The sequence below is a fragment of the Bradyrhizobium sp. TM233 genome, from assembly GCF_036247965.1.
In the GTDB taxonomy this organism is placed as follows: domain Bacteria; phylum Pseudomonadota; class Alphaproteobacteria; order Rhizobiales; family Xanthobacteraceae; genus Bradyrhizobium; species Bradyrhizobium ottawaense.
In genome coordinates this window covers 83,348-110,087 of sequence record NZ_BTIG01000011.1, presented here as the reverse complement: position 1 = coordinate 110,087, position 26,740 = coordinate 83,348, and the positions used below count along the sequence as shown (strand labels likewise).

The following is a 26,740-nucleotide window of genomic DNA, read 5'->3' as shown; positions in this document are numbered from 1 at the left end:
GGCTCGCTCGCACCTTCGCAGGACTTGACCGTAGCAACGACGGCCAGGACCACACGGTTTTGCCGTACGCGTTCAGCGTCGCTCGTCCGCACGCGGTTTCGGGCTCACAGGGACTACCCGCCCTGCCCGCGCCTCTCGTGCCGACGCTGCCGCGTCCACCGCAAGCCCGGCTCGCGAAACGTGACGACGCGCGATCGCCCCTCAAGGTCAAGCCGGGATGGGCAACACATACGCCGAAACCGAATTTCGGTAAAGTGGAATATTTTCGCACGCGCGGATTGACAGAGGGCGACACAGGCACGGTCCCGTAGCCCGGATGGAGCGCTAGCGTCATCCGGGACGGTGCAAAATGCCGGGCGAGCAGCCCCGGATGACGCGTTCGCTCCATCCGGGCTACGGGGCTACGGGACATCAGCGCTTCGGTCGCGCCGAGACGTCCTGCAATACCTGTTTACATTCAGTAACATTCCGGCTGCCGAAAGGCCACGATCGGCCGGCTAGTGGCGGCTGCCTCGTCCTGCCCCCTGAGGGCCATGAGCTCCCTCCGAGCCGAGGTCAATGGATTTCAGCCGATTTGATGCCGTCGTACTCGTTCGCCGCAAGTCCCCTGCCGACCGCCAAGGAGACGCATCGTCCGAAGCCCGCCCCGTTGCGCAGCCCCATGTCGCGCGCAGGAGCAGCCTGCGTTGCGCTGATGCTGGGCAGCGCCCTGGCCGGCTGCGCGGTCGGCCCGGATTATGCCGGCCCGCCCAAGCTCGCCTTGCCCTCGCACTGGAGCACCAACACCGCCCCGCATCGGGACGCCGGCAAGCTCGACCGCTGGTGGCTGCGCTTGCGCGATCGCCTGCTCAGCCGGCTGATCGAGGAAGCCGTCGAAGCCAACCCTGATGTCGCGAAGGCAAAAGCGGTCGTGCGCGAGGCGCGCGCCACGCTGCAACAGACGGCGGCAGGCCTGTTTCCGTCCGTGAGCGGCACGGCCTCGGTGACCAGCAACAAGACCAGCGCCGGCTCCTCGTCCGTCCTCGTCGACAGTGCGCCCTACTCACTTCACCAGGCAAGCTTCGATTCGAGCTGGGAGCTCGACCTGTTCGGCGGCACGCAGCGGAGCATCGAGGCCGCGGCGCATGGTGCGCAATCCGCCGAGGAGGATCTGCGCGACAGCCTCGTCACGCTGATCGGCGACGTCGCCGCCTATTACGTCGAGGCGCGCGGCTATCAGGCCCGGATCGCGCTGGCGCAGCGGACCGCGGTCTCGCAGCGCGACACCGAAAAGCTCACCCGCAGCAAATACGAGGCCGGCAGCGGCAACGCCGTCGATCTCGCCAAGGCCACCGCGCAGGCCGCGAGCACGGAAGCCAACGTTCCGACCTATCAGGCGGCGCTTGCGGCCGACATTCACCGACTCGGAATCCTGCTCGGGCGGCCGCCCGGCGGCGTCGCCTCGTTGATGGCGCAGTCCGCGCCCGTGCCGGCACCGCGCATGCCCCTCCCCTCTGGACTGCCCGCCGATCTCCTCATGAGCCGTCCCGATATTGCCAGCGCCGAACGCAAGCTGGCCCAGGCGACCGCCAAGATCGGCGCCGCCGAGGCCGATCGCTATCCGGCGGTGTCGTTGACCGGCTCGGTCGGCACCTCGGCGCTGCGCGCCGGCGATCTCGCCAAATATTCGAGCGTCAGCTGGTCGGTCGGACCTTCGATCACCGTACCGGTGTTCGACGCGGGCAAGCGCCTGGCCACGGTCAGGATTGCGGAGGCGCAACGCGACCAGGCCTTCGCCACGTTCCATTCGACCCTGCTCACCGCGCTCGAGGACGTCGAGAATGCCCTGGTCTCGCTGTCGCGCGAACGCGTGCGCGCCACCAAGCTGACGGAAGCGACCAAAAACTACCGCGAAGCCGCACGGCTGTCGCGATCACTGTTCGAGACCGGCAGCGCCAGCTTCATCGACGTGCTGGACGCCGAACGGTCACTGTACTCGGCCGAGGATTCGCTGATCCAGAGCAAGGTGTCGGCAGCCAAGGATTACATCGCGCTGGCAAAGGCGCTCGGCGGCGGCTGGTCCGATCCGGTCGACGTGTCGACGCCAATCATCATGGACAGCAACACGGGACCTCACTTCCGGGAGGCGCAGAAGTGACCGGGATCATCACCGCCAGGCGCCTGAAGATCGCCTCGGCAATCGTTGCCGTCGTGGCGACCGGCGTGGTCGCGGCCACGCGCTTTCCGGGGACGTCGAGCAAGGCGCAGTCCTACATCACGGCGCCGGTCACTGTCAGCGATTTGCGCGAGGAGGTGCTCGCCAGCGGCACGCTGAAGCCGGCGCGGCTGACCGCGGTCGGCGCGCAGGTGTCAGGCCGGATCACCGCCCTCAACGTCCGCGTCGGCGACACGGTGAAGGCCGGCGACGTCATCGCCCAGATCGATCCCGTCACCAGGCAGAACGATCTGCGCAGCTCCGAGGCGTCGCTGAAGAACTACCGGGCGCAGAAGGTCGAGAAGGAGGCCGCCCTGGTGCTGGCCGAGGCCAATCTCGCGCGCCAGCAGGCGACCCTGGCGCAACGCGCGACGTCGCGCAGCGACTTCGACAGCGCGGATTCGACCGTGCGGCAGACCCGCGCCCAGATCGCCGCCCTCGAAGCCCTGATCGTGGGGGCGGAAGCCAGCGTCGAGACGTCACGCGTGAACCTCGAATACACCCGCATCACCGCTCCGATCGACGGCACGGTCCTCGCCACCGTGGTGCAGGAAGGACAGACGGTCAACGCGGTGCAGTCCGCGCCGACCATCGTCGTGCTCGGTCAGCTCGCGACGATGACGGTGCGGGCGGAGATCTCCGAGGCCGATATCGTCAAGGTCAAGCCGGGGCAATCGCTCTACTTCACCATCCTCGGCGACCAGGACCATCGCTATGAGGCCCGGCTCGAGCAGATCGAGCCGGCGCCCGAATCGATCAAGAACGACGCCAGCTTCTCCTCGACCACCACCAGCTCGACCTCGAGCACGAGCTCGTCGAGCTCGACCAGCACGGCGATCTACTACATCGGCGTCTTCAACGTGCCGAACAAGGAGCTCTCGCTGCGAACCTACATGACCGCGGAGGTGCACATCGTCACCGGCGAGGCCAAGCGCGTGAAGGTGATCCCGGCGCTCGCGGTGATGCGAAAGTCCGACGGCCGCAGCACGGTGCGCACGCTCGCCGCGTCCGGTGACATCAGCGAGCGCGAGGTCAAGACCGGCCTCAACGATCGCACCATTGTCGAGATCAAGTCCGGCCTCGACGAGGGCGAACGTGTCGTGACCGGCGAGGCGAACGAGCAGACCGCATCACGCGGCATGCCCGGCGGCCCGCCGGGAGGGGGAGGTCCCTGACATGATCCCTCATTTGGCCGATCCGATCATCGCGATCGAGAAGGTTCGGCGGGAGTTCACGGCCGGCGACACCAGCGTGGTCGCGCTCGACGATTTCTCGCTGAGCATCCAGCCCGGCGAGATGGTGGCGATCATCGGCTCGTCCGGATCGGGCAAATCGACGCTGCTCAACATCCTCGGCTGTCTCGACCGCCCGACCTCCGGCACCTATCGCGTCGCCGGCAAGAACGTCTCCGAGCTGGATGCCGATGCGCTGGCGGCGCTGCGCCGCGAGCATTTCGGCTTCATCTTCCAGCGCTATCATCTGCTCGCCGACCTCTCGGCCGGCGAGAATGTCGAGATCCCCGCGATCTATGCCGGGATGAAGGCCCGCGAGCGCCGCACGCGCGCAGAGCAGCTTCTCGCAAGGCTCGGCGTCAACGACCGGCGCGGCCATCGCCCCAACCAGCTATCCGGCGGCCAGCAGCAGCGTGTCTCGATCGCACGCGCGCTGATCAACGGCGCCGAGGTCATCCTGGCGGACGAGCCCACCGGCGCGCTCGACCGGCGCAGCGGCGAGGAGGTCCTGAAGATCCTGAAAGAGCTGCACCGCGAGGGGCGGACGATCATCATCGTCACCCACGATGCCGATGTCGCCGCGCGGGCCGAACGCATCATCGAGCTGCGCGACGGCAGGATCGCCTCCGATCTCCGCGCGGAGACGGAACGCGCATCGGAGCCGGCGGTTCCGGTATCGCGGACGTCGTGGAGCAGCGGCACCGGCTGGTCCGGCGCCTTGCGGCGCCTGCGGGAGGCTTCGCGGATGGCGCTGGTTGCGATGGCCGCGCACCGGCTGCGGGCCTTCCTGACCATGCTCGGCATCATCATCGGCATCGCCGCGGTGTCGTCGGTGGTGGCGCTCGGCAACGCGTCCCAGCGCAAGGTGCTGTCCGACATTTCGAGCCTCGGCACCAACACGATCGAGGTGTTTCCGGGCAAGGATTTTGGCGACGCGCGCGCCGGCAAGATCAAGACGCTGGTGCTGGGCGATGCCCGTGCGCTGGACCGGCAGGATTTCATTGCCGGGGTCACGCCGACGGTGTCGACCAGCACGACGGTGCGCTATCGCGGCAACGAGTCCAACGTGCTGGTGAACGGCGTCGGCGAGAGATATTTCCAGGTCAAGGGCGCCAAGCTCGCGAAAGGACGCTTGTTCGATACCGATGCGATCCGCAACATCGAGCGGCAGGCCGTCATCGACGACAATACCCGCAAGACCTTCTTCGCCGACGACCAGACCTCCGGGATCGGCCGAGTGATCTGGCTCGGCAAGGTGCCCTGTCGCATCGTCGGCGTCATCGCCCAGCAGCAGGGCGGGTTCGGCTCGAACCAGAACCTATCGGTCTACCTGCCCTACACCACCGTGCAGGCCCAGTTCACGGGCGATCGCGCGCTGCGCAGCATCCTGTTGCGGATCAGCGACGAAGTTTCGACCGCGCTGGCGCAGGACGCGGTGACCACGCTCTTGACGCAGCGGCACAACACCAGGGATTTCGTCATCCTCAACACCGACGATATCCGCCGCACCATCACCAGCACGACACAGACGCTGGCGTTCCTGGTGGCGGCGATCGCGGTGATCTCGCTGGTCGTCGGCGGCATCGGCGTCATGAACATCATGCTGGTGTCCGTGTCGGAACGGATCAGCGAGATCGGCGTGCGCATGGCGGTCGGCGCCAGGCGCAGCGACATCCTCCAGCAATTCCTGGTGGAAGCGACCTTGATCTCGTCGATCGGCGGCATCGCCGGCATTCTCGTCGCGATGCTGCTCGGCGTCGCCATCAACGTCGCGGTGCCCGGATTCGAGGTCAGCTATTCGACGTTCTCGATCGGCGCGGCATTCCTGACCTCGACCGGGATCGGGGTTGCCTTCGGTTTCTTCCCCGCCCGCCGCGCCGCCTTCCTCGACCCCGTGGTGGCACTGAGCCGCGACTGACCTTAGGATTGCACGATGACCGTAGTTCTTCGGGCGAGACATTCGTCCGCAAATCGACCAACGATCGGCAACCCCGATGCGATTTCAATCATGACCAACGGCCCCCAGAACATCCTGATCGTCGAGGACGACAAGCAGACCCGCGACCTCATCTCGCGTTATCTGCGTGATCACAACTTCTCGGTCGACGCGGTCGCGAACGGCAAGGAGATGGACCGCCATCTCTCCCGCGAACGGGTCGACCTGATCGTGCTCGACCTGATGCTGCCGGGCGAGGACGGCCTCAGCCTCTGCCGCCGGCTGCGGATGGAGTCCACGACGCCGATCATCATCCTCACCGCGAAGGGCGAGGATCTCGACCGGATCCTCGGCCTTGAGATGGGCGCCGACGACTATCTGCCAAAGCCGTTCAACCCGCGCGAGCTCCTCGCCAGGATCAACGCGGTGCTGCGACGGCGATCGAGCAGCCTCGCCGGCCCCACCGCGGCGCGTCTCAAGTTCCAGGGCTGGACCATCGATCTGCGCCTGCGCGAATTGCGCGATCCCGAAGGCGCGCAGGTGCCCCTGACCAGTGCCGAGTTCGATCTGCTGCAGGCCTTCTGCGAGCGGGCCGGCCGCATCCTCACCCGCGACAACCTCCTGAGCATGACGCGCGGACGTGCCGGAGCAAGCTTCGGCCGCAGCATCGACGTGCTGGTCAGCCGGCTGCGGCGCAAGCTCGACCGGGCGGAAGGCGCGTCCGTGATCAAGACCGTCCGCATCGGCGGCTACGTCTTCACCCCGAGGGTGGAGGAAGCATGAGCCGCGCCGCCGACATCGTCGCACTCTTCAGCTTCAGGCGGATCAGCGGCCAGATCGCCGCCTTGATCCTGGGATCGCTGGTCCTGATCCATGTCCTGATCGCCGGATATTTTCTCCTCAACCAGCCGAAGCTGCTGGCGGACACGCCGCTGGAGCAGATCGAGCTGATCGTGCGGATCGTCGCCAACACGCCGAAGGCCGAGCGCGCCATCGTCCTCGACAGCGTCAGCCGGACCTTTCCGCCGCTCAAGCTCCAATTGCGGGACAGCGTATCCGCCGCCGCCGCGCCGCAGTCGATGCGGACCTCGCTGACCATCCCTTCCGCGCTTGGCGTCAGGGCCGAGCTCGTTCGCGGCAGCGGCGCGGACGACGAGCGCGTCTGGTTCTACCTTCCGGGCGACGACGTGCTCGAAGCCACGATCGGATCGCCCAAGATGCCGGCCTTCGTCAGCGGCCTCTGGACCTCGACGCTGCTGTTCCTCGTTGCAAGCCTGACGCTGCTCGGCGTCTGGGCAGGTCGCGCGCTCTCCTCGCCGCTGTCGGCCTTCGCGCGCGCGGCGGAGGATTTCAGCCTGAGCCGGTCTTCCGCGCCGCTGCCGGAAAACGGACCGGAGGAGATCAGATCCGCGGCAAGGGCGCTGAACCGGATGCGCGATCGCATCACCACGCTGATGAACGACAGAACCCGCATGCTCGCGGCCATCAGCCATGATCTGCGCACCCCGATCACGCGTCTGCGGCTGCGTTCGGAATATATCGAGGATCCGGCACAACGCACGCAGACCGTGCGCGATCTCGACCAGATGCAGTCGATGCTGGAATCGGTGCTGTCGCTGCTGCGCAGCGAGAGCCCGGTCAAGCCGACGCTGGTGGACGTCGCGGCGCTGCTTCAGATGGTTTGCGAGCAGTTTTCGGACTCCGGATTCGCCGTGACCTATTCCGGCCCGGACCGGGCCGCCTTCGTCCTGCGGCCCGACGAGATCATCCGCGCGGTCACCAACCTCGTCGAGAACGCAACGCGCTTCGGAACCCAAATCGACGTCGCGCTGGTGACCGCCGAGGACCGGCTCGTCATCGACGTCTGCGACGACGGGCCGGGCATTCCCGACGAAAGCAAGGCCGCGATGCTGGAGCCCTTCGTGCGCGGAGAGGAAGCCCGCACCATGGACGAGACATCAGGATTTGGTCTCGGTCTGTCGATCGCGCAGGCGATCGTGAGCGCGCATGGCGGAACGCTTCAGCTGCTCGACAACGCGCCAAAGGGCCTGCGCGTCCGCTTGCAGCTCGCGCGGGCCGCCCGTGACGATTTGGGAACGCCTCGGACATAAAGCCGCGGCATTTCTCGGGCTTGTCGATCGCCCTGCCTCTGCTTCCCCGGAGTTCCCATGTCTTCCGCCGACCGGCCCTCGACGCGCCTTGCGACCCGGCTTGCCTTCCTCGTCGCGGGCTTCGGCATCGCGTGCTGGGCGCCGCTGGTGCCGTTCGCGAAGACGCGGCTCGGCGTCGATGACGGCGTGCTCGGATTGCTGCTGCTCAGCCTCGGCATCGGCTCGGTCATCGCGATGCTGGTGACCGGAATCGTGAGCGCGCGCTACGGCAGCAGGCCGATCATCATTGCCGGCGGGTTCGGGCTGGCGCTGGTCCTGCCCCTGCTCGCCATTGCGGCTTCGCCCGCAACGCTGGCGCTGGCGCTTTTCGCGTTCGGCGCCGCGCTCGGCTCGATCGATGTCGCCATGAACATCCACGCCGTGGAGGTGGAGCGCGCCGCGCACCGCCCGCTGATGTCCGGCTTCCACGCCCTGTTCAGCATCGGGGGCTTTGCCGGATCCGCGCTGATGACGGCGCTGCTCTCGCTGCAATTCGGAACGCTCGCCTGCACCTTGATCTGCTCCGTCCTGATGCTGATCGCGATGGCCCTGACCTCGCCGCGCCTGCTTCGTTCGGTGCAGCTGCAGGAGGGCCCGCTGTTCGTGCTGCCGCACGGATCGGTGCTGCTGCTCGCGCTGCTCGGCGCCATCACCTTCCTGGTCGAAGGTGCGATGCTGGATTGGGGCGCCTTGCTCGTCATCGGCGCAGGTCTCGTCACCGAGGCGCAAGGCGGCGCCGGCTATATCGTGTTCTCGATCGCGATGACTGCGGGCCGGCTCGGCGGCGACGCCGTCGTCGCGCGGATCGGCGACCGCACGACGTTGCTCTGGGGCAGCCTCATTGCCATCGCCGGTTTCGTGGTCCTGCTGACGGCGCCCATTGCAGCGGTCGCCATCGGCGGATTCCTGCTGATCGGGCTCGGCGCCTCGAACCTCGTGCCGGTGCTGTTCCGCCGGGCGGCGCGGCAAACGGTGATGCCCACGGGGCTTGCGGTCGCGGCGATCACGACTGCGGGCTACGCAGGAATCCTGATCGGCCCCGCCGGCGTCGGCTTCGTCGCACATTTTGGCGGATTGCCCCTGGCGTTCTGGCTGCTGGCTGCGTTGATGGGCCTGGTCACGCTGACGGCGCGCATCGTCACCAAAGACCCGGGTCAGACCGTGGCGACCTAACCCCTTCCTTCTCAAGCATTATTTGGGCGGGCCGAGGCTGACCCAAGCCATCTACGCAGGTCTGCCAGCCATGCTGCTTTCGGCCAGTTTACTGGACGCCTCGTTCTGCTAGACCACAATAAAATACCTTTTGAACCCCGTTGCGGGGGCAATGGCACGTGCCAGCTCACAATAACAACCAAGACTCGGCCATTTCATTCGGGCCATTTCGGCTGTTTCCCAAGTCGCGGCTCCTGGAGAAGGAAGGGGAGCCGCTTCATGTCGGCGGCCGCGCGCTCGATATTCTCATCCTGCTTGCCGAGCGCCCCGGAGAAGTCGTCGACAAGAGAGAGCTGGTCAAGCGCATCTGGGCCGAGGTGAATGTCGACGAGGGCAGCCTGCGCTTCCATGTCGCAGCGCTGCGCAAGGTGCTCGGCGATACCGGCAAATCGGCTCGTTATGTCCTCAACGTACCCGGCCGTGGCTATTGCTTTGTCGCCCCGTTCGCCCAAGCGCCCTCGCAGGTCGCGCCTGCCGCCGCCGAAATCATTCCTCCCCGCTCCCTGCCCGCCCAGCTTGCGAAGATGGTCGGACGCGAGGAGGTCATCGAGAAGATTTCGAACGGCCTGACGCTCTATCGCTTCATGACCCTGGTCGGCCCGGGCGGCATCGGCAAGACCGCGGTCGCCGTCACGGTCGGGCATCGGCGCTCGGCGGATTTCGACGGCCGCGTCTTCTTCGTCGATTTCGGTCCGCTGCGGGACGCCAGCCATGTCCCAACCAGCATCGCCTCCGTCCTCGGACTGACCGTCAGCGCGGAGGATCCGACGCCGGCCATCCTGACATTTCTGAAGACCGGACCGGCCCTGCTGATCTTCGACAGTTGCGAGCATGTGCTGGATCATCTGGCGCCGCTCGTCGAGCGCATCGTTCGCGAAGCGCCGCAGCTTCGCGTTCTCGCCACCAGCCGCGAGTCGTTCCGAAGCGAAGGCGAGCGGATCTTCCGGCTGTTTCCGCTGGATTGTCCGCCCGAGCGCGACGGCCTCGACGTCGCCGAGGTTCTCGCCTACCCCGCGGCCCAGCTCTTTGTCGAGCGCATCGCGCAGAGCTCCGGGCCGTTCCAGCTCAGCGCGGAAGAGGCGCCGCTTGTCGCCAGCATCTGCCGGCGCCTCGACGGCATCGCGCTGGCGATCGAACTCGCGGCGGGCCGTGTCAATGCTTATGGCATCGCCGGCACCGCCTCGCTGCTCGACAGCCGCTTCTCGCTGCAATGGCGCGGACGGCGCACGGCCGTCCCGCGGCACCAGACGCTCGCCGCCGCCCTCGACTGGAGCTACGACCTGCTGCCTCCGGCGGAAAGCGCCACCTTGCGGCGATTGTCGGTGTTCGCAGGACCCTTCGCGCCGGAGGCGGCCGCCGCGGTTGCATCCGGCGATGGCCTCAGCATCTCGGAGACGCTGGAGGCGATCGACAGCCTGGTCACCAAGTCGCTGATCTCGCCATCCGGGTCGCGGACGCTGCGCTATCGCCTGCTCGACACCACGCGCACCTACGCGCTGGGGAAACTGAACGAGCTCGGTGAAGGCAGACAGTTCGCGCGGCGTCATGCGGAGCATTTTCGCGATCTCTTCGAGCGCGCGGGGGCCGACGCGTCGACGCCGCTGCCCGAATGGCTCAGCACCTATGGTGGGGAGCTCGACAATGTGCGCGCGGCGCTGGACTGGGCCTTCGCACCCGACGGCGACACCCGGCTCGGCGTTGCGCTGACGGCGGCCGCGGTCACCCTGTGGGTGCGTCTGTCGCTGTTCGCCGAATGCCGCGAGCGCAGCAGAACGGCGCTGGCGGCGCTCGGAGACGACGGCGACAACGACCGCGTCCGCATGCAGCTCCTGTCGGCACTCGGCTGGTCGCTGATGTATGGCGAGGGCCGCGCGCGCGAGGCGCGCCCGATCCTGGAGACGACGCTCGAGCTGGCCGAGAGCCTCGACGACAAGGACTTCCGGCTGCGGGCGCTCTGGGGCCTGTGCATCGACCAGTTCAACAACGGGCAGTTCGGCAAGGCCCGCGCGCTCGCCGAGCGCTTTGCGAACGCGGCTGCGAATTCGCCTGACAGCACCGATCTGATGCTGGGCGACCGCCTGATGGCCGTCGCGTTGCATTATCTGGGAGATCAGAACGACGCGCGGCAGCGTATCGACCGGGTGAACGCCTCGCTGCATGTGCTGGTGGCGAAGCCGAAAATCTTCCCGCTCGATCTCAGGATATCGACGCAATATTTCCGGGCCCGCATCCTGTGGCTTCAGGGCCTCGCCGATCAGGCCCAGGCGCTCGCCGCCAAGAACATCGAGGAAGGCCGCGCCAACGGCCATGCGCTGACCTTCTGCAGCGTGCTGGGGCAGGCCGCCTGCCCGATCGCGTTCTGGTCCGGCGATTTCGATGCCGCCGAGCGCCACGGGACCGAGCTGCTCGAACACACCGAGCGCCACGGCATCCGGCTGTGGGGCCTATGGGCACGCGCCTTCAACGCCGCGGTCATTGCCAGGCGCGGCGACATCGCCACCGGCCTGCCGCTCCTGCGCGAAGAGCTCAACCGCGCCGGCGATGCGCGCTTCCTGCCGCGCTTTCTTCCGCTGCTCGGCGAGCTCGCCGCGTGTTCGCTGGAGGCCGACCAGGTTGACCGTGGCCTCGACGTGATCGAGGACGCCCTGACCCGCTGCAACGACCGGCAGGAACTCTGGTATCTGCCGGAGCTGCTCCGCATCAAGGGAGAATTGATGCTCAGAAGCGCGCGGCATGCGGAGCAGGCCGAGGCGCACTTTCGCGAGGCCATCGACATTGCCGTCGAGCAGGGCGCGCACTTCTGGGAGCTCCGCTGCACGACCAGCCTCGCGCGGCATATGATCGGCGCAGGCCAAAGCGCGGACGCTCTGGCCGTGCTGAACAATGTCACGGGATCGTTTGCCGAGGGATCCGATATCTCCGACATGCGCACCGCCCGCGAGCTGATGGCGCAATTGCGCGCCTGACAGCCCGCGACCTGATCTAGCCTCCGACAGCCGCCGCGCGGCGCGGCAGCTTCCAGCCCGGCCGGATGAAGTGGCAGGTGTAGCCGTCAGGATAACGTTCGAGATAGTCCTGATGCTCGGGCTCGGCCTGCCAGAATTCGCCTGCGGGCGCGACCTCGGTCACCACCTTGCCGGGCCACAGGCCGGACGCCTCGACGTCGGCGATGGTGTCTTCGGCGATCTTCTTCTGCTCGTCGCTCGTATAGAAGATCGCGGAGCGATAGCTGGTGCCCCTATCATTGCCCTGGCGATCGAGCGTGGTGGGATCGTGGATCTGGAAGAAGAACTCCAGCATGGTCCGGTAGCTGGTCTTGGCGGGATCGAACATGATTTCGATCGCCTCGGCGTGGCCTTCGTGATTGCGGTAGGTCGCGTTCTTCACCGCACCGCCGGTGTAGCCGACGCGGGTGGAGATCACGCCTGGCTGCTTGCGGATCAGATCCTGCATGCCCCAGAAGCAGCCTCCGGCCAAAACTGCGCGCTCCGTCGTCATTTGATGCTCCATTGGTCTGGTCGAGATATTCAGCGCCGGTCCGCAGCCACATGCAAGCGCGGATCATCGTGGTCATCGTGATATTCGAGGCCGAGCGGGCCGATCGCCGAGACCTGTGTGACGTATTCACCGGACTTCGCCCAATGAAAATGCCAGGTCTCGCCGGGCAGCACGATAACACTGCCCGGCGGATAGGCTCTGACTCTATCGCCGTCGAAACTCTCGCCGAGCCCGATGTAGAACACGCCCGACATGACCGTGTAGATGCGGTCCTCCGGATGCTTGTGCGGCATCAGCCGGGTGCCGCCGGGCACCTTGACTCGGACCACGTAAGGTCCGGGCTCGGCGGGATGGCCGACCATAACGGCGAGGCGCGCGCCCGGCGGGAAAGCGGGGAACGGCTGCCATGCGATATCCTCGGGCAGGATCGCCCGGAACCTGTCTTCATCCGGTTGATGTTGGCGAGGCGGATCTTGACGCGACATGGCAGCGTTTCCTCTGATCGCTCAGCCCAGCTTGGCGTCGAGCGTGATCGCGGCGTTGAGCACCTTCGATACCGGACAATTCTTCTCGGCCTCGCCGGCGATTTTCGCAAAGCCTGCATCGTCGAGGTTCGGCACCTTGGCGCGCAGGGTGAGCGCCGACTTGCTGATCTTGAAGCCCTTGCCTTCGGGCTCGAGCGTGACGGCGGCTTCGGTCGAGAGCTCGTCCGGCGTGAAACCGGCCATCTGAAGGCCAAAGGCCAGCGCCATCGTAAAACAGCCGGCATGGGCCGCCGCGATCAACTCCTCGGGATTGGTGCCCTTCTCGTTCTCGAAGCGGGTCTTGAACGAATAGGGTGTTTGCGCGAGCACGCCGGATTCGCTCGTCAGATGACCGGTCCCATCGCGACCGGTGCCTTTCCAGACTGCCGTTGCCTTGCGGATCATCTCAATTCTCCTTGTTTGATTTCAGCACCGCTACTCCGTACCGGTGGAAGGCGACTTCGGCGTGACCGCCCGTCACCGTTCCAACCGGCCGCGCGCCGCAGCGGTTCCGTTAGCTGCCGATCTGTCCGACGTGGAAGCCGAGCCGGTTCTCGACGTCCCCGGAGCGGTGGAAGCCGCGCGCCATCAGCGCCTTGATTCTGGTCTGGCTCGCGGGACGGCCGAGCGAGGCCAGGAACGCGTCCCACTCCGGCTTGATATCGGCGTCCGGCGGCAGGCTTGCGACATCGACAAGACGCTTGGTCTCGGCGATCGCCTCCTTGTCGAACGACGCGATGCGCATGGCGAGTGCCTCGACGAAACCATCGAGCTCGGCGTCCGGCAACGACCGGTTCACATAGCCATAGCGTTCGGCGAGATCGCCATGGATGTCGTCGGCGCCGAGCAGCACTTCGAGCGCACGGCCGCGGCCCATCAGGCGCGGCAATCGCGCCATCGGCCCGCCGCCGGGCACGAGGCCCGCGCCGACCTCCCATTGCGACAGGATCGCCTTCTCGCGGCTGGCAAAGCGCATGTCGCTTGCGAGCGCGAGCTCGCTGCCGACACCGGTCGCGCGGCCCCGGATCGCGGCGATGGAGACAACAGGCGCGCGGCTGAGGCGCACCAACGTGTCAGGCAGCGACTGCAGGCCCGTCGGCCCGGGCGGAACGGCAAGCGAATCCTCCAGTGGCGCGAGGAAGTCGTAATGCGTGATGAAGAAGCCTTCGACGGCGCTGTCGAACACCACCACCTTCACCTCTGGATCGGCCTCGATCGCGGCCACGATGTCGCTGAGCAGCGGAAGATGCCTGGGGCCGAAGATGTTGACCGGCGGCATGTCGAAGGTGACACGCCAGTAGGTCGGCAGGCGGCGCTCGAGGCGGATCTCGCCGGTCGTGAAAGTACGTTCGGGGCGGTTCATGGTCTCACTCCTGATGTGGGCTGATTTCAGATCGATTGCCGCAGCGGGCGGAACGCGGTCCGCACCTCCGCAGAGAACAGCGCCGGCTGCTCCCAGGCCGCGAAGTGTCCGCCCTTGTCGAGGCGGTTGTAGTGGATCAGCTTGGGATAGGCCTTCTCGGCCCAGCTCCGCGGCGCGGCGTAGATCTCGTCCGGAAAGACGCTGACGGCGACCGGGACTGTCACGTGCTTGGGTGCGAAGAACACCAGCTTGTTCTCCCAATACAGCCGGGCCGAGGAGACCGCGGTGTTGGTGAGCCAATAGAGCGTGATATTGTCGACCACATCGTCGCGCGACAGCCCTTCCGTCCGACCGTCGAACACGCGCGCGATCATCGCGGCGCTGCGCGCATCGTGATCGAGCATCCACGATGCGAGGCCCGCGGGCGAATCCACGAGACCATTGAGCGTCTGCGGCCGGTTCGACATCTCGATCGCATAGCCGAGACCGTGCTTGTAGAAATCATCGAGCTGGTCGTAGGCAACGCGCTCGTCGGCCGAAAGGTTCGCCGGGCGCGTTCCACCGGGTTGAAGCGCCTTGGCGATGTCGTCGGGAACGGTCGCGGGCATGTTGGTGTGGATGCCGAGCAGTTCCGGCGGCGCGATCAGCGCCATCTGCTCCGTCACGGCATTGCCCCAATCGCCGCCTTGCGCGACATAGCGGCTGTAGCCGAGCCGCTTCATCAGCACGACCCAGGCCCGCGCGATGCGCTGGGGATCCCAGCCGAGCACCTTGGGCTTGCCCGAGAAGCCGTGGCCGGGGAGCGAGGGAATCACGAGGTCGAACGCGTCCGCGGCCTTGGCACCGTGTGCGGTCGGATCGGTGAGCGGACCGACGATCTTCATCTGCTCGATGATCGAGCCGGGCCAGCCATGCGTGACGATCATCGGCAGTGCATTCTCGTGCCGCGAGCGGACGTGAATGAAGTGAATGTCGACGCCGTCGATTTCGGTGACGAATTGCGGCAAGGCGTTCAATCGCGCTTCCACCTTGCGCCAGTCGTAGTCGCTCTGCCAGTAGCGCACGAGCTGTTGCACCGTCGTCAGCTGCACGCCCTGCGACTGATCGGCGACGATCTCGCGGTCCGGCCAGCGCGTGGCAGCCAGGCGCCGGCGCAGGTCGAGCAGATCCTGCTCGGGCACGTTGATCTGGAAGGGACGGATGGCGCCGCCTGCGGCGGCCCTGGCCGGATGCAGCGGCAACAGGCTCGACACGCTGGCGGCCACCGCGGTCATCGCGGCCTGGCTCAGCAATTGACGGCGATCGGGATTGAGGCTCTCGGTTCGTGATTGCGCGGTCATGTTGGATCTCCCTTGCTTTGGTCGGTGACGCTGACCGAGTTCGAAATCAACGCGTCGGTTGGTGTGCAGAGAGATTGGCGCGGGCCCCGGCAATTTGCTCGTTATGGATTGTTAGCCTGCGTTAGCCGTTGCGAGTCCGCGCACTGCAAGAGGACGATGACATGCGCGCGATGCGACACGGCGCGCGATGACCATGTCATCGCGCGCCGTGTCGGCCAAAATCGGAGATGCCTTTCGCGGCAGCTCAAGTCGGCAACGGCTGGCCGGCCTGCTCGCGGACGATGTGGTCGGCGTACCAGTCCGCCCAGTTCTCGTCGTGCCCGCCGGTTCGCGTCTCATGCTCGCCATGCGCCAGCGCCGCGCGACGCAGCGCTGCGGCCAGATCGGTTGCTGAAGCGAATGTCGTGCCGTCGCCTGCGATGCGTCCGGGCAATCGTGTCGTGACTTCCTGGAACAGCCAGCCATTGCCGTCGGGATCGCCGAACGCGGCGAATGAGGCATAGCTGCCTTGCTTCGGGTCAGCACCACTGACTCGAACGCTGCCGAACAGATACGGCTCGTCGGGCCCGGCATGAACGTCGCCGGCACCGTGGAATGGCGCGCTGACCTCGACGCCGCGGTCGAGCAGATCCTGTCGTGCCGCTTCGAGATCGGAGACGACCAGATACAGGCCGCGCGCCGAGCCGGGTGCTGCCGCCGTGACGTTCCTGCCGAAAATCACCGAGCAGGCCGAGCCCGGCGGCGTGAACTGGATCACGCGCCAGTCGTCGCCCGACGTGAAATCGGCATCCAGTCGCCAGCCGAGTCGTGCATAGAACGCCTTGGCGCGGTCGACATCGGACACCGGGATCACGAGGACCTCGAGCTTCATATCGACGCCGCGAGATGTCGAGGGCTTGGTTTGAGCTTCGCGATTGATCTCGATCACAGCCATGTCCAACTCCTTGTTTCAAGCCGCGGGTTCGGGATCGACACCCGCTCTGAACGTCAAGACTGTCGCGCAAACGAGAGACAGGCGCCCGTTATGGAGTGTTAGGGTCCGCTAGCCGTTGTGAGGGAGGGGGAAAGCTTCCCCCGCCGTCACACCGCAGCGATCGGCATCACGATGGTGACCCGCGTGCCGCCCTCCCCCGCCTCGCCCTGGAGCCGTGCGTGGATGCTGCGTGCGAGCCCTTCGAGAATCCGGCTGCCGGTGCCCTGGAGCGGACCGGTCGCACCGATGCCGTTGTCGGCCACCGTGCAGAGCCAGGCGCCATCGCGCCTGGCCAGGCCGATGCGGATCAGCGCACCATTCTTGTTCGAGAAGGCATGCTTTGCCGCATTCGTGACCAGCTCCGTCAGCATCAGTGCGAGCCGATGACGCTGCGCAGCCGACAACGTGCCGCTTTCGATCGCAGCCTCGCAGCGGATGCCTGCCGGTTCCAGCACAGCCTCGGAGATCGCTTCGCACAGGCTTTCGAAGAAGGCCGCTGTGGAGACGACCGGCAGATCGTCATGATCAGACAACAGTTGATAGAGCCTGCCGAAGGCGACGATGCGCCGCTCGAGCCGATCCACCGCCAGCGCTACGTCCCCCCTGCCCGCGCGCGTGAAATCGCGACGGACTGACGCACCCAGCAGCGTCAGCGTGTTCTTCATGCGATGGTGGGATTCCCGCAGCACGAGCTCCCAATCGCGCGACTGATCATCGAGACCAGGTACAAATTGAGATCGAACGACATGGTCGTTTGGCCGAGCACCGATCGCGGACATCATAGCCTCCCGTTGAAATTTGCATCCAACTCGAAGGCCATACTGGATGCTGTTGGCGTGCTATGCTCGTTAGACGTTGCAAGATTCTGTTATGATCAGCGTCGCAGCGCCCGAGATCCAAATCCGCCATCGCGGTCCGACACATTGCTGGATTGTCCCGATCGCGCGCTAAACCACTCGCGTTTAAGCTAGATTTGCGACGGATCATCATCGCGTGATCGGGCGAATGCGATGATCGCCACGCGATTTCGCCACTTTCGGCCAGTTTACTGGACGCCTCGTTCTGTTAGACCAAAACTACAGACTTCAGCCCTTTCCCTGGAAATATTGGCCCGTGCCGGACACTAACGAGCAAGATTCGGTGATTGCCTTCGGGCCATTCCGGCTGTTCGCGAAGTCGCGGCTGCTCGAGAAGGACGGTGTCCCGCTTCACCTCGGCGGCCGTGCGCTCGACATCCTCATTTTTCTCGCCGAGCGTGCCGGCGAGGTCGTGGGCAAGCGGGAGCTGATCAAGCGCATCTGGGCCGATGTGAATGTCGACGAAGGCAGCCTGCGTTTCCACATCACGACGTTGCGCAAAGCCCTGAACGATAAGACCGTGAGCGACAAGGCCTTGGACGACAAGCCCTTGGGCAATGCCGGCGAGGGCTCCCGCTACGTGATCAACGTCCCCGGACGCGGCTATTGCTTCGCGGCCCCGCTGCTCCGGGCTGCGCCTTCGGAGAGCCGGACCAGCGTTCCCGCCGCTTCGCCCCGCTCGCTGCCCGCGCAGCTTGCGAAGATGATCGGGCGGGACGATGCGGTCGAGAGGATTTCCGCCGAGCTTGCCCAGCATCGCTTCGTCACCATCGTCGGCCCGGGCGGAATCGGCAAGACGTCGGTCGCGCTTGCGGTCGCGCATCGCGAGCTCGCAGGCTTCGATGACCAGGTGTGTTTCGTGGATTTCGGCGCGTTGACGGATGTCCGGCTGGTTCCCGGCACGATTGCGGCCGCACTGGGCCTGACCGTCAACGCCGACGATCCCGTGCCGAGCCTGCTGACGGTCCTGCGCAGCCGGCGCATGCTGCTGGTGTTCGACAGTTGCGAGCATATCCTCGACGAGCTCGCCCCTTTGGCCGAGCGCATGGTCCGCGAGGCGCCGAAGCTGCATATTCTGGCCACCAGCCGCGAATCCTTTCGCACCGAAGGTGAGCGCGTCCACCGGCTGTTTCCGCTGGATTGCCCGCCGCAGCGCGAAGGCCTCGGCATCGCCGACATCCTTGCCTATCCCGCAAGCCAGCTCTTCGTGGAACGCATTGCCGAGAGCCTGAGCGAATTCGAGCTCACCGAGGAGGATGCGCCGCTCGTCGCCGAGATCTGCCGACGGCTTGACGGCATAGCGCTGGCGATCGAGCTCGCGGCCGGACGCGTCAACGCCTATGGCATTGCCGGGACCGCATCACTGCTGGACAGCCGCTTCTCGCTGCTGTGGCGGGGACGGCGCACCGCGATTCCGCGGCACCAGACCCTGAGCGCAGCGCTTGCCTGGAGCTACGATCTGCTGCCGCCGGCCGAAAGCGCGACACTGCGCGGATTGTCGGTGTTCGTCGGGCCGTTCACGCTGGAAGCCGCGCTTGCGGTCGCATCCTGCCAGGGCATCAGCGAGGGCGAAGGTGTGGAGGCCATTTCGAACCTGCTCTCCAAATCCCTGATCGCGACCTCGCCGGCGGAGCGGCGGCTGCGCTATCGCCTGCTCGACACCACCCGCGCCTTCATGGCGGACAAGCTCGTCGAGAATGGCGAAGCGGACCGCGTCGCGCGCGCCCACGCCGAATATTTCCGCGATTTCCTGCGCGACATTGCCGTCAAATCCTCGGGCATGCAGAGCGCGGGCGGCTTCCTTCCCTATGCCGACCATTTGCCCAATGTCAGGGCCGCGCTGACCTTCAGCTTTTCGGACGGCGGCGACCGGACGATGGGGGTGGATCTGGCGGCCTCGGCGGCGCAGTTCTTCCTCGAACTGACATTGCTGACGGAATGCTACCGATGGACCCAGCAGGCGCTGGCGTCCCTCGACACGCGTGCCGTGGACAGCCGTCAGGAGATGACCCTGCAGGCCGCGCTCGGCGTCTCCGTGATGTTCACGCAAGGCAATACGGAAGCGGTCCGGTCGGCCTTCACCCGCAGTCTCGAGCTTGCCCGGCAGCTCGATGACCTGCACTGGCAGCTCTGGCTGCTGCGCGGATTGCACATCTACCTGACCAGGGTCGGAGATTTCCACGGTGCGCTCGGGACCGGCGAGCAGGGCGAGGCCGTTGCGCGCAAACTGAACGATTCCGCCGCCACGCTGAACGTGGATTGGATGCTCGGTGTCGCGCATCATCTGATCGGCAACCAGGACAAGGCGGTTCGATTCTGCGAGAGCGCGATGGTGCACAATCCCGGCTCGCAACGGCTGAATATCGGGCATCTCGGCTATGACGATCGCATCGTGGCGCTGGTTGCGCTGGCGCGCGGGCTCTGGCTCACGGGCCGGCCCGAGCGAGCGGTCGAGGTGGCCAGATGCACCGTTCGCGAGGCCGAGCTGCTCGAGCAGCCGCTCACCCTCGGCATCTCCCTGATCTGGACGATCTATGTGTTCCTCTGGGTCGGCGACTGGGCCAGTGCCGAAACCTTGATCGAGCGGCTGATCGATCATTCCGCACGGCACTTCCTCGGCCCCTATCACGCGGTCGGGATCGGCCAAAAGGGCGAGCTGCTGCTGCGCCGCGGCGACGTCGCAGCGGGCATCGAGCACCTTCGCCGCAGTCAGGCCACGTTGTACGCCACACGACACCGCATCATGACGACGGTGTTCGCGACGGCGCTCGCGGAGGGTCTCGCCTCCCAGAACCAGCCCGACGAGGCCTTGCAGACGATCAACGAGGCGATCGCCCAGATTCCCGATCATGGCGAATCCTTCGACATGCCCGAGATGCTCAGGATCAAGGGTGATATCCTCGCCGGGTCGGGCAACGCCGCGGAGGCGGAGAGCACCTTGCGCAAATCGCTCGATCTGTCCCGGCGTCAATCCGCGGTCGGCTGGGAGCTTCGCGGGGCGATCAGCCTCGGCCGCATCTGGGAGCAGGCCGGCAAGGCCGCTGACGCCCGCGCTTTGCTCACCCCCCTCGTTACGCGCTACCAGGAGGGCCTCCAGACCCGCGATCTGATCGCTGCCAGGGAGCTGCTGGGCACCCTGAATTGAGAGTATCTTCAACGAGATACTGCCATGCTGCCCGCTCGCAACTCCTAACAACTTCTAACACGCCAAGCCGCATGCGCCCCGCCATGGTGGAGACACTGCACGGTGGATGTGGCGGGACATGGCGCTTCTTGACGATGTAATCGATGCCAGCGGCGGAATGGCCCGCTGGAACAGCTTGAACCGGTTCACGCTCCACCTTTCCGTTGGCGGGACGCTGTTCTCCAGCGCGGGCCATGCCCGGGAATTCAAGGATGTGACCGCGGAAGGCTCGACCCGGACGCAATCGGTGCGGTTCACCGGCATCACCGGAGGGGAGCACTCCGGCGCCTTTCAACCGGACGCAATCACGATCGAGAGCCTGGATGGTGAGGTCCTGCGGTCCTGGCGCAACCCCAGCCTCGCATTTCCCGAGGTCGATCCGCCGGCGCTTGCCGATGAGCTGCATCTCGTCTTCTTCTGCGGCGTCGCGATCTGGAGTTATCTGACCATTCCATTCCTGCTTGCCCACCCCGATGTCGTGATCGAGGAGCTGTCGCCCTGGCAGGAGAATGCCGAAACCTGGCGGCGGCTGCGCGCACGCTTCCCGGCTCACCTGATGACGCTCGCGCCCGAGCAGATCTTCTATTTCGACGAGAGCGCCCTGCAGCGGCGCGCGGATCACGATCTCTTCGGGATGAAGGTCGCCCACGCCTCCTGGGCGCATGACAGCTTCGGCGGCATCGTGGTGCCGACACTTCGGCGCGCGCAGACAGTGCGGCCGGACGGAACTGTGATTGCCAAGCCTGTGCTGATGGACGTCGAGATCTTCGACGCCGTTTTCGAATAGCGGCGACACGCCTGGTATCGCCGCTCTCTCAACGTCTAACAATACATAACGAGCCAACAGCCCGCGTTGAGCGCAGATTGGGTTTGCGAGCAACGGACGACGTGCTCGAACGAGACCCAGGCGACGCAGCCACGCGTGGAATGCGCCGCAGCACTTTCCGCAAATCCTCACGCTATGCGCAAGAGCAATGACATGAGCATAACCGCCGCAATCGCCCTCTCCGCCGCAATGGCCTGCGCCGTCGTACAGGCCTCGGCGCAGGAATTGCGATCGAGCCGGCGCTCGATCAGCTATCACAGCGTCGATATTCGTGACCTCAAGATATTTTACCGCGAAGCTGGGCCCCCCGACGCGCCGACCGTGCTGCTGCTGCATGGCTTTCCGTCCTCGTCGCGGATGTGGGAGCCCTTGCTGCCGCGGCTCGCCGACAAATATCACGTGATCGCACCGGACTATCCCGGCTTCGGCCACAGCAGCGCGCCGCCGCCGTCCGATTTCACCTATACGTTCGACAACATCGCCGACGTGATCGGCGAGCTCACGACGAAGCTCGGTCTCGGCAACTACGTCCTGTTCATGCAGGACTATGGCGGCCCGGTCGGTTTCCGCATGGCGCTGGCGCATCCCGAACGCGTCCGCGGGATCATCATCCAGAACGCCGTGTCGCACGAGCAGGGCTTGAGCCCGCTCTGGGAGGCGCGTCGCAGATATTGGGCCGATCCGGCACACGAGCTCGAGGCGCTCAAGGCCAATTTCACCTCGCTGGCGGCGACGCGGCAGCGGCATCTCGGCTCCAGCCCGCACCCCGAACGTTACGACCCCGATGGCTGGACCGACGAATACGCGTTCCTGACCCGTCCGGGCCAGGCCGAGATCCAGACCACACTGTTCCTGGATTACCGGACCAACGTCGCCTCCTATCCGAAATGGCAGGAGTGGTTGCGCAAGACCCGGCCGCCGACACTGGTGGTCTGGGGCAAATACGATCCGTCCTTCACGGTTGCCGGCGCGTCGGCCTATCGCGACGACGTTCCGGATGCGGAGGTTCACATCCTGGACGCGGGCCATTTCGCGCTGGATGAAGCTACCGACGACATCGCCGCGCGCGTTCGCGATTTCCTTGGACGACTGGACGGACACAAGGGCTGAACAGCAACCCGCGTGGCGGATCGCTGCGCCTCACACCATGCAACGACGACAGGAGCAACACATGTCCGACAACATCAACCATGAACGCCGCCGCTTTTTCGGAAGCGCGGCCATGACGTTCGCAGCGGCCCAGCTTTCGCTGAGCGCGACCGCCTCGGCGGAGACGGCCAGGCCGGCGAAGTCCGCCGTCCCCATCAAGCCGGGAGCCAACACGACGTTCGCGTCCCTGAAGCAGATCGAGGCGGGCCTCCTCAACGTCGGCTATGCCGAAGCGGGACCCGCGGACGGTCCGCCCGTGATCCTGCTGCACGGCTGGCCCTACGACATCTACAGCTTCGTCGACGTCGCACCGCTGCTCGCTGCGGCCGGCCATCGCGTGATCATCCCCTATCTGCGCGGCTATGGCAGCACGCGCCTGCTCTCCGACGCGACGATGCGGAACGGTCAGCCGGCGGCGATCGCAACCGACGTCATCGCGCTGATGGACGCGCTCAGGATCGAGAAGGCCACGCTCGCCGGCTTCGATTGGGGCGCGCGCACCGCCAACATCGTCGCGGCCCTCTGGCCGGAGCGCGTCAAGGCGATGGTCTCGGTGAGCGGCTATCTGATCGGCAGCCAGCAGGCCGGCAAGATGCCGCTGCCGCCGAAGGCGGAGCTGCAATGGTGGTACCAGTTCTATTTCGCGACCGAGCGCGGCCGCGAAGGCTATGACAAGTACCGGCGGGATTTCTCGCGGCTGATCTGGCAGCTCGCCTCGCCGCAATGGCATTTCGACGATGCCACCTTCGAGCGCAGTGCCGCGGCCTTCGACAATCCGGACCACGTCGCGATCGTGATCCACAATTATCGCTGGCGCCTCGGCCTCGCCGAGGGCGAAGCGAAATACGACGACGACGAGGCGCGGCTGGCGCGAGCCCCCGTGATCACCGTGCCCACCATCACCATGGAAGGTGACGCCAACGGCGCGCCGCATCCGGAGCCGTCCGCCTACGCCGCAAAATTCTCGGGGCGCTATTCGCACCGGACCATCAAGGGCGGCATCGGGCACAATCTGCCGCAGGAGGCGCCAAAGGCCTTTGCCGACGCGATCCTGGACGTGGCCGCCGCGAGCTAGCATCACAATGGCGAAACCCGCACCAAGGGAGCGACCAGGGATGCACCGGCTGCTTGCGACCCTCGCCTTGCTCGTCGTCGTCCTGCTCGTGCTGATCCAGTTCGGTCCGGCATGGCTGTCCGGATAAGCTCCTCGGCTGGGTCAGCCGGAGGGCGGATTCAGCATGAGCCGTGCGGCCTTGAGATCGGCGGTCTCGAACCCCTCGGTGAACCGCGCATAGGTCCTGGCGAGCTGTTCGCGCGGATCTTGCGCACCCTGTCGCTCGCGCAGCCGCGCCAGCGACATCCCGGTGCGCAGCCGCCAGGACAACGCGCCCTGTTGCTCGGCGAGCTCTGCCGATGCGACAAGGCTTGCCTCGGCCGCGTCGAGGTTTCCGCTCTGCGCCTCGAGCTCTCCGCGCAGACGGAGCAGCTCCGGCATGTCGAAGGCGCCCCCTTCCTGATCGACGCGGTCGATGGTTTCGTGCAGGACCTGAGCGCCTTCCGCCAAACGCCCCAACGAGACCAGCCCGGAAGACAGATCCGCGGCGAACGCCGACATATAGAGCTCATAGCGATCGGCGTGCAGACGCGGAAGCGCGCTGCGCAACAGGTCGATGCCGCCAATCGTCTCGCCGTGGGCGATCATGGTCTGCGCCCGAAAGCCGGTCGCAACGGCTTCGTAGGGGACGAGCCCGTGCATGCCCGCATGCGCGGCCAGACGAGCGCTCATGGTCTCGACGGCGGACCAGTCGCCGACCCAGCCGAACACCGAGGCGGACCAGCACAGCGCGATACAATGCATGACCACGTCGCGCGGCGCCGACGCGCCGACGAGCGGCAGGACGCATTCGAGCGCGCGATCGGGATAGCCGCGCAGCCACAACACGCGCGCAAGCGGAATCTGCGGCGTACGCGAATAGGCGAAATGTCCGGGTTGCGTGCCCCGCAGTGCGGCGTCATCGCGCATGCCCTCGTCGAGATGAGCTTGCGCCTCGGCCTGGTCGCCGGCGAGGTGATAGGACACGCCGAGAAGCGCCTTGCTGCCGGCAATGCCCGCGGTATCGCCGATCAGGCGCGCGATCCGCTCGGCGTGACGCGCTGTCGGCACCAGATGCCGGTAGCCGCCGGTCCGGCGGTAGAACATGTTCAACCGCGACAGCAGCCTGAACGTGTTGGCGTGATCGCCGAGCGCCTGCGCGATCTCCAGCCCGCGCCTGAGCGCCGCTTCCGCCTGCTCGCTGTTGCGCTCGGTGAACATGAAGGCGTGGCCGAGCGTCGACTGGAGCTCGAGCTCCCATCGGCCGCCACGATCGGCGTCGTCGAGCATCGCGAGCGCGCGATCGGACCAGATGCGCGCCTCGTTCAGCAAATTGAGCTCGACGAACAGACCCGTGCAACTGCCGGCAAGCGGCACGCGCAAATCGGCGCCTTCGTCATGGGCGTAGCTCCATGCCAGCGCCGCGCGGGCATCGGCAAGCAGGCCCACCCGTTCCTGCGAGCGGGACAGCTGGCCGCTGCCGCCCTGCGCCGCCAGGCCGGCTTCGAGGGTGCGTTGAACATAGCAAGCGTGACGGCGCGCGATGACGTTCGCCTCACCGCCATCCGCCAGCTTCTGCATGGCATAGGCACGCGTGGCATCCAGCAGGCGATAGCGCCGCGATGCGCCGTCCGGCTGCGAGGACACCAGCGACTTGGCCACGAGCTGCTCCAGCGCCTCGATGACACGATCTTCCGGCGTCGCCTGCTCGGTCGCCACCGCTATCGCGCCCCTCAGGGTGAAGTGACCCGCGAAGACGGCGAGCCGCTGGAACACGATGCGCTCTTTCTCGCCGATCAGGCCGAAACTCCAGTCGAGCGTGGCACCGAGCGTCTGCTGCCGCGGCGGTGCCGTTCGCCGCCCGCGCCATTCGAGCTGCAGGCGGCTGTCGAGCAGCGCCGCCATCTCGCGCAGCCCGTAGAGACCGACGCGCGCGGCGGCAAGTTCGATCGCGAGCGCGATGCCATCGAGCTTGCCGCAGATCTGCACCAGGACTTCGGCATCCTCGTCCGTGAGGTCGTCGCGATGCCCCGCCGCACTGGCGCGATCGACGAACAGACGCGCGGCGGGATAACCCAGCACCTCGCCGGCGCTGAGGCGCGTGCCTTGCGGCGGGCCGGGCAGCGGAGCAAGCTCGAAAATCTGCTCGCCCGCCACCGACAGCTGCTCGCGGCTGGTGGCGAGGATGGCAACGCCGGGCGCCTCGCGATGGATGTCTTCTGCGAGACGCGCGACCGCGTCGATGACGTGCTCGCAGCTGTCTAGAACGAGAAGCAGCCGCCGCCCGCGCAGGAAATTGACGATGCTGCTACTCGGATCCTTGTGATGCACGACGAGGCCCAGCGCGGCGGCAACCGTGCTCGCCACCAGCGCGGCATCCTTCAGCGGACCGAATTCGAGGAAATGGACGTTGCCGTCGAACCTGTCGTGCAGGTCATGCGCGAGCGCGACCGCAATGGTGGTCTTGCCGATGCCGCCTGGCCCTCGCAGCGTGACGAAGCGGTCGCGGAGCAGGCGCGGCGCCAACTCGGCCACGAGTTCGTCCCGCCCGACCATCCGGTCCAGGCGATGCGGCAGAGACGGTGACGGCGTCACCTTTTCGGCCGGCCGCGACGTGAATGCAGGCGGCTCTGCGCGTGTGCCACGCTGCACCGGCGCGACGAAGCAATAGCCCCGGCTCGGGATGTTGGTGATGTAGCGGGCACCGTCCTTGCCGTCGCCAAGCGCCTTGCGCAGCTCCGCGACATGAACCCGCAAGGAGATCTCCTCGACCGAGAGGCCGGACCACGCGTAGTTGAGAATCTCGCTCTTTGGCACCACCTCGCCGGCTCGGCTGACGAGCAGGCGCAAAATATCCGTCGCGCGGCTACCGAGCTTGACCGGCACGCCGTCCTTCTCCAGCAGCCGCGACCGCAGCGAGAACGGCCCGAACGTGACGGCATCGAAATCTAGGATCGTTCCGGCGCCGCCGCTGCGGGGGCCATGTCCTGCCGAGAGGTCGGTCACATCTTGCTCATCTTGACGGCGGCTTCCTCGAAACGCGCAGGGACTATACCCGGCACCGACGCGAGGTCCAGCGAAGGCCCTGTGTGGATCTCACACCGGCACGTCGATCGCCACGCGATGCTCCTTGAGGTCCCCTCAAACAGAGGCAGCTCGGCAAATCTCCGACAAATTGGACTTAATCAAACGTCTGCGGCGGGCTGTCG

General features: G+C 66.3%; 19 protein-coding genes and 1 pseudogene. 12 read left to right on the top strand and 8 right to left on the bottom strand.

Translation table 11 applies throughout. The features are described 5' to 3' along the window. From AABA86_RS23440 to AABA86_RS23405, 8 genes and pseudogenes are all read left to right on the top strand, one after another. Positions 1-311 (top strand): annotated as a pseudogene (locus AABA86_RS23440) (hypothetical protein); the annotation flags it as partial. A 350-nt stretch (positions 312-661) separates the two neighbouring features. After that, complete coding sequence (locus AABA86_RS23435) at positions 662-2,137, top strand: efflux transporter outer membrane subunit (RefSeq protein ID WP_445083484.1); 1,476 nt, start codon at positions 662-664, stop codon at positions 2,135-2,137. Then, positions 2,134-3,369, top strand: coding sequence for an efflux RND transporter periplasmic adaptor subunit (locus tag AABA86_RS23430; protein ID WP_338308591.1), 1,236 nt, complete (start codon positions 2,134-2,136; stop codon positions 3,367-3,369). Before AABA86_RS23435 ends, AABA86_RS23430 begins: the two co-directional genes overlap by 4 nt. A 13-nt stretch (positions 3,370-3,382) precedes the next feature. Further along, on the top strand, positions 3,383-5,344 hold the full coding sequence (locus AABA86_RS23425) for a MacB family efflux pump subunit (RefSeq protein WP_445083483.1): 1,962 nt from the start codon (positions 3,383-3,385) through the stop codon (positions 5,342-5,344). Positions 5,345-5,434: 90 nt separating this feature from the next. Then, entirely contained in the window at positions 5,435-6,145 is a 711-nt protein-coding gene (locus tag AABA86_RS23420; protein ID WP_338308589.1) for a response regulator, read from the top strand. Then, complete coding sequence (locus AABA86_RS23415; protein ID WP_338308588.1) at positions 6,142-7,473, top strand: ATP-binding protein; 1,332 nt, start codon at positions 6,142-6,144, stop codon at positions 7,471-7,473. The genes AABA86_RS23420 and AABA86_RS23415 overlap by 4 nt, the downstream gene beginning before the upstream one ends. 57 nt (positions 7,474-7,530) lie before the next feature. Then, on the top strand, positions 7,531-8,685 hold the full coding sequence (locus AABA86_RS23410) for an MFS transporter (RefSeq protein ID WP_338308587.1): 1,155 nt from the start codon (positions 7,531-7,533) through the stop codon (positions 8,683-8,685). 158 nt (positions 8,686-8,843) lie between these two features. Beyond that, positions 8,844-11,690, top strand: coding sequence for an ATP-binding protein (locus AABA86_RS23405; protein ID WP_338308586.1), 2,847 nt, complete (start codon positions 8,844-8,846; stop codon positions 11,688-11,690). 16 nt (positions 11,691-11,706) lie between these two features. Here AABA86_RS23405 and msrA read toward each other — a convergent pair whose 3' ends face one another. The 7 genes from msrA to AABA86_RS23370 all read right to left on the bottom strand — a co-directional run bounded on the left by msrA (position 11,707) and on the right by AABA86_RS23370 (position 17,201). Continuing rightward, positions 11,707-12,222: a peptide-methionine (S)-S-oxide reductase MsrA gene (gene msrA, locus AABA86_RS23400; protein ID WP_338308585.1), complete on the bottom strand. Its 516-nt coding sequence runs from the start codon at positions 12,220-12,222 to the stop codon at positions 11,707-11,709. 29 nt (positions 12,223-12,251) lie between these two features. After that, positions 12,252-12,707 carry a cupin domain-containing protein gene (locus AABA86_RS23395; RefSeq protein WP_338308584.1) on the bottom strand — a complete coding sequence of 152 codons (456 nt, stop codon included), beginning with the start codon at positions 12,705-12,707 and terminating at the stop codon, positions 12,252-12,254. A 21-nt stretch (positions 12,708-12,728) separates the two neighbouring features. Further along, positions 12,729-13,151, bottom strand: a complete 423-nt coding sequence (locus AABA86_RS23390) for an OsmC family protein (protein ID WP_028143735.1) — start codon at positions 13,149-13,151, stop codon at positions 12,729-12,731. 109 nt (positions 13,152-13,260) lie between these two features. Next, on the bottom strand, positions 13,261-14,109 hold the full coding sequence (locus AABA86_RS23385) for an enoyl-CoA hydratase/isomerase family protein (RefSeq protein WP_338308583.1): 849 nt from the start codon (positions 14,107-14,109) through the stop codon (positions 13,261-13,263). Positions 14,110-14,135: 26 nt separating this feature from the next. Beyond that, positions 14,136-15,449 (bottom strand): epoxide hydrolase family protein, encoded by a 1,314-nt coding sequence (locus AABA86_RS23380; protein ID WP_338308582.1) that lies wholly within the window; start codon positions 15,447-15,449, stop codon positions 14,136-14,138. Between the two features lie 244 nt (positions 15,450-15,693). Further along, complete coding sequence (locus AABA86_RS23375; RefSeq protein ID WP_338308581.1) at positions 15,694-16,383, bottom strand: VOC family protein; 690 nt, start codon at positions 16,381-16,383, stop codon at positions 15,694-15,696. A 146-nt stretch (positions 16,384-16,529) separates the two neighbouring features. Then, positions 16,530-17,201, bottom strand: a complete 672-nt coding sequence (locus AABA86_RS23370; protein WP_212253744.1) for a sensor histidine kinase — start codon at positions 17,199-17,201, stop codon at positions 16,530-16,532. Between the two features lie 334 nt (positions 17,202-17,535). Between AABA86_RS23370 and AABA86_RS23365 the strand changes: the two genes are divergently transcribed. The 4 genes from AABA86_RS23365 to AABA86_RS23350 all read left to right on the top strand — a co-directional run bounded on the left by AABA86_RS23365 (position 17,536) and on the right by AABA86_RS23350 (position 23,513). Then, positions 17,536-20,424 carry a winged helix-turn-helix domain-containing protein gene (locus tag AABA86_RS23365; protein WP_338308580.1) on the top strand — a complete coding sequence of 963 codons (2,889 nt, stop codon included), beginning with the start codon at positions 17,536-17,538 and terminating at the stop codon, positions 20,422-20,424. A 118-nt stretch (positions 20,425-20,542) separates the two neighbouring features. Beyond that, positions 20,543-21,250 carry a hypothetical protein gene (locus AABA86_RS23360; protein ID WP_338308594.1) on the top strand — a complete coding sequence of 236 codons (708 nt, stop codon included), beginning with the start codon at positions 20,543-20,545 and terminating at the stop codon, positions 21,248-21,250. 192 nt (positions 21,251-21,442) lie between these two features. Further along, positions 21,443-22,399, top strand: a complete 957-nt coding sequence (locus AABA86_RS23355; protein ID WP_338308579.1) for an alpha/beta fold hydrolase — start codon at positions 21,443-21,445, stop codon at positions 22,397-22,399. 61 nt (positions 22,400-22,460) lie between these two features. Beyond that, positions 22,461-23,513 (top strand): alpha/beta fold hydrolase, encoded by a 1,053-nt coding sequence (locus AABA86_RS23350; protein ID WP_338308578.1) that lies wholly within the window; start codon positions 22,461-22,463, stop codon positions 23,511-23,513. A gap of 141 nt (positions 23,514-23,654) precedes the next feature. Here AABA86_RS23350 and AABA86_RS23345 read toward each other — a convergent pair whose 3' ends face one another. Further along, positions 23,655-26,537: an ATP-binding protein gene (locus AABA86_RS23345; RefSeq protein ID WP_338308577.1), complete on the bottom strand. Its 2,883-nt coding sequence runs from the start codon at positions 26,535-26,537 to the stop codon at positions 23,655-23,657. Between the last annotated feature and the right edge of the window lie 203 nt (positions 26,538-26,740).

Bases quoted from the DNA above. Each gene is read 5' to 3' on its own strand.
- AABA86_RS23435 (WP_445083484.1), top strand. From the start codon at position 662: ATGTCGCGCGCAGGAGCAGCCTGCGTTGCGCTGATGCTGGGCAGCGCC.
- AABA86_RS23370 (WP_212253744.1), bottom strand. From the start codon at position 17,201: ATGTCCGCGATCGGTGCTCGGCCAAACGACCATGTCGTTCGATCTCAA.
- AABA86_RS23360 (WP_338308594.1), top strand. From the start codon at position 20,543: ATGGCGCTTCTTGACGATGTAATCGATGCCAGCGGCGGAATGGCCCGC.
- AABA86_RS23395 (WP_338308584.1), bottom strand. From the start codon at position 12,707: ATGTCGCGTCAAGATCCGCCTCGCCAACATCAACCGGATGAAGACAGG.
- AABA86_RS23350 (WP_338308578.1), top strand. From the start codon at position 22,461: ATGTCCGACAACATCAACCATGAACGCCGCCGCTTTTTCGGAAGCGCG.
- AABA86_RS23385 (WP_338308583.1), bottom strand. From the start codon at position 14,109: ATGAACCGCCCCGAACGTACTTTCACGACCGGCGAGATCCGCCTCGAG.
- msrA (WP_338308585.1), bottom strand. From the start codon at position 12,222: ATGACGACGGAGCGCGCAGTTTTGGCCGGAGGCTGCTTCTGGGGCATG.
- AABA86_RS23420 (WP_338308589.1), top strand. From the start codon at position 5,435: ATGACCAACGGCCCCCAGAACATCCTGATCGTCGAGGACGACAAGCAG.
- AABA86_RS23355 (WP_338308579.1), top strand. From the start codon at position 21,443: ATGAGCATAACCGCCGCAATCGCCCTCTCCGCCGCAATGGCCTGCGCC.
- AABA86_RS23380 (WP_338308582.1), bottom strand. From the start codon at position 15,449: ATGACCGCGCAATCACGAACCGAGAGCCTCAATCCCGATCGCCGTCAA.
- AABA86_RS23415 (WP_338308588.1), top strand. From the start codon at position 6,142: ATGAGCCGCGCCGCCGACATCGTCGCACTCTTCAGCTTCAGGCGGATC.
- AABA86_RS23410 (WP_338308587.1), top strand. From the start codon at position 7,531: ATGTCTTCCGCCGACCGGCCCTCGACGCGCCTTGCGACCCGGCTTGCC.
- AABA86_RS23390 (WP_028143735.1), bottom strand. From the start codon at position 13,151: ATGATCCGCAAGGCAACGGCAGTCTGGAAAGGCACCGGTCGCGATGGG.
- AABA86_RS23375 (WP_338308581.1), bottom strand. From the start codon at position 16,383: ATGGCTGTGATCGAGATCAATCGCGAAGCTCAAACCAAGCCCTCGACA.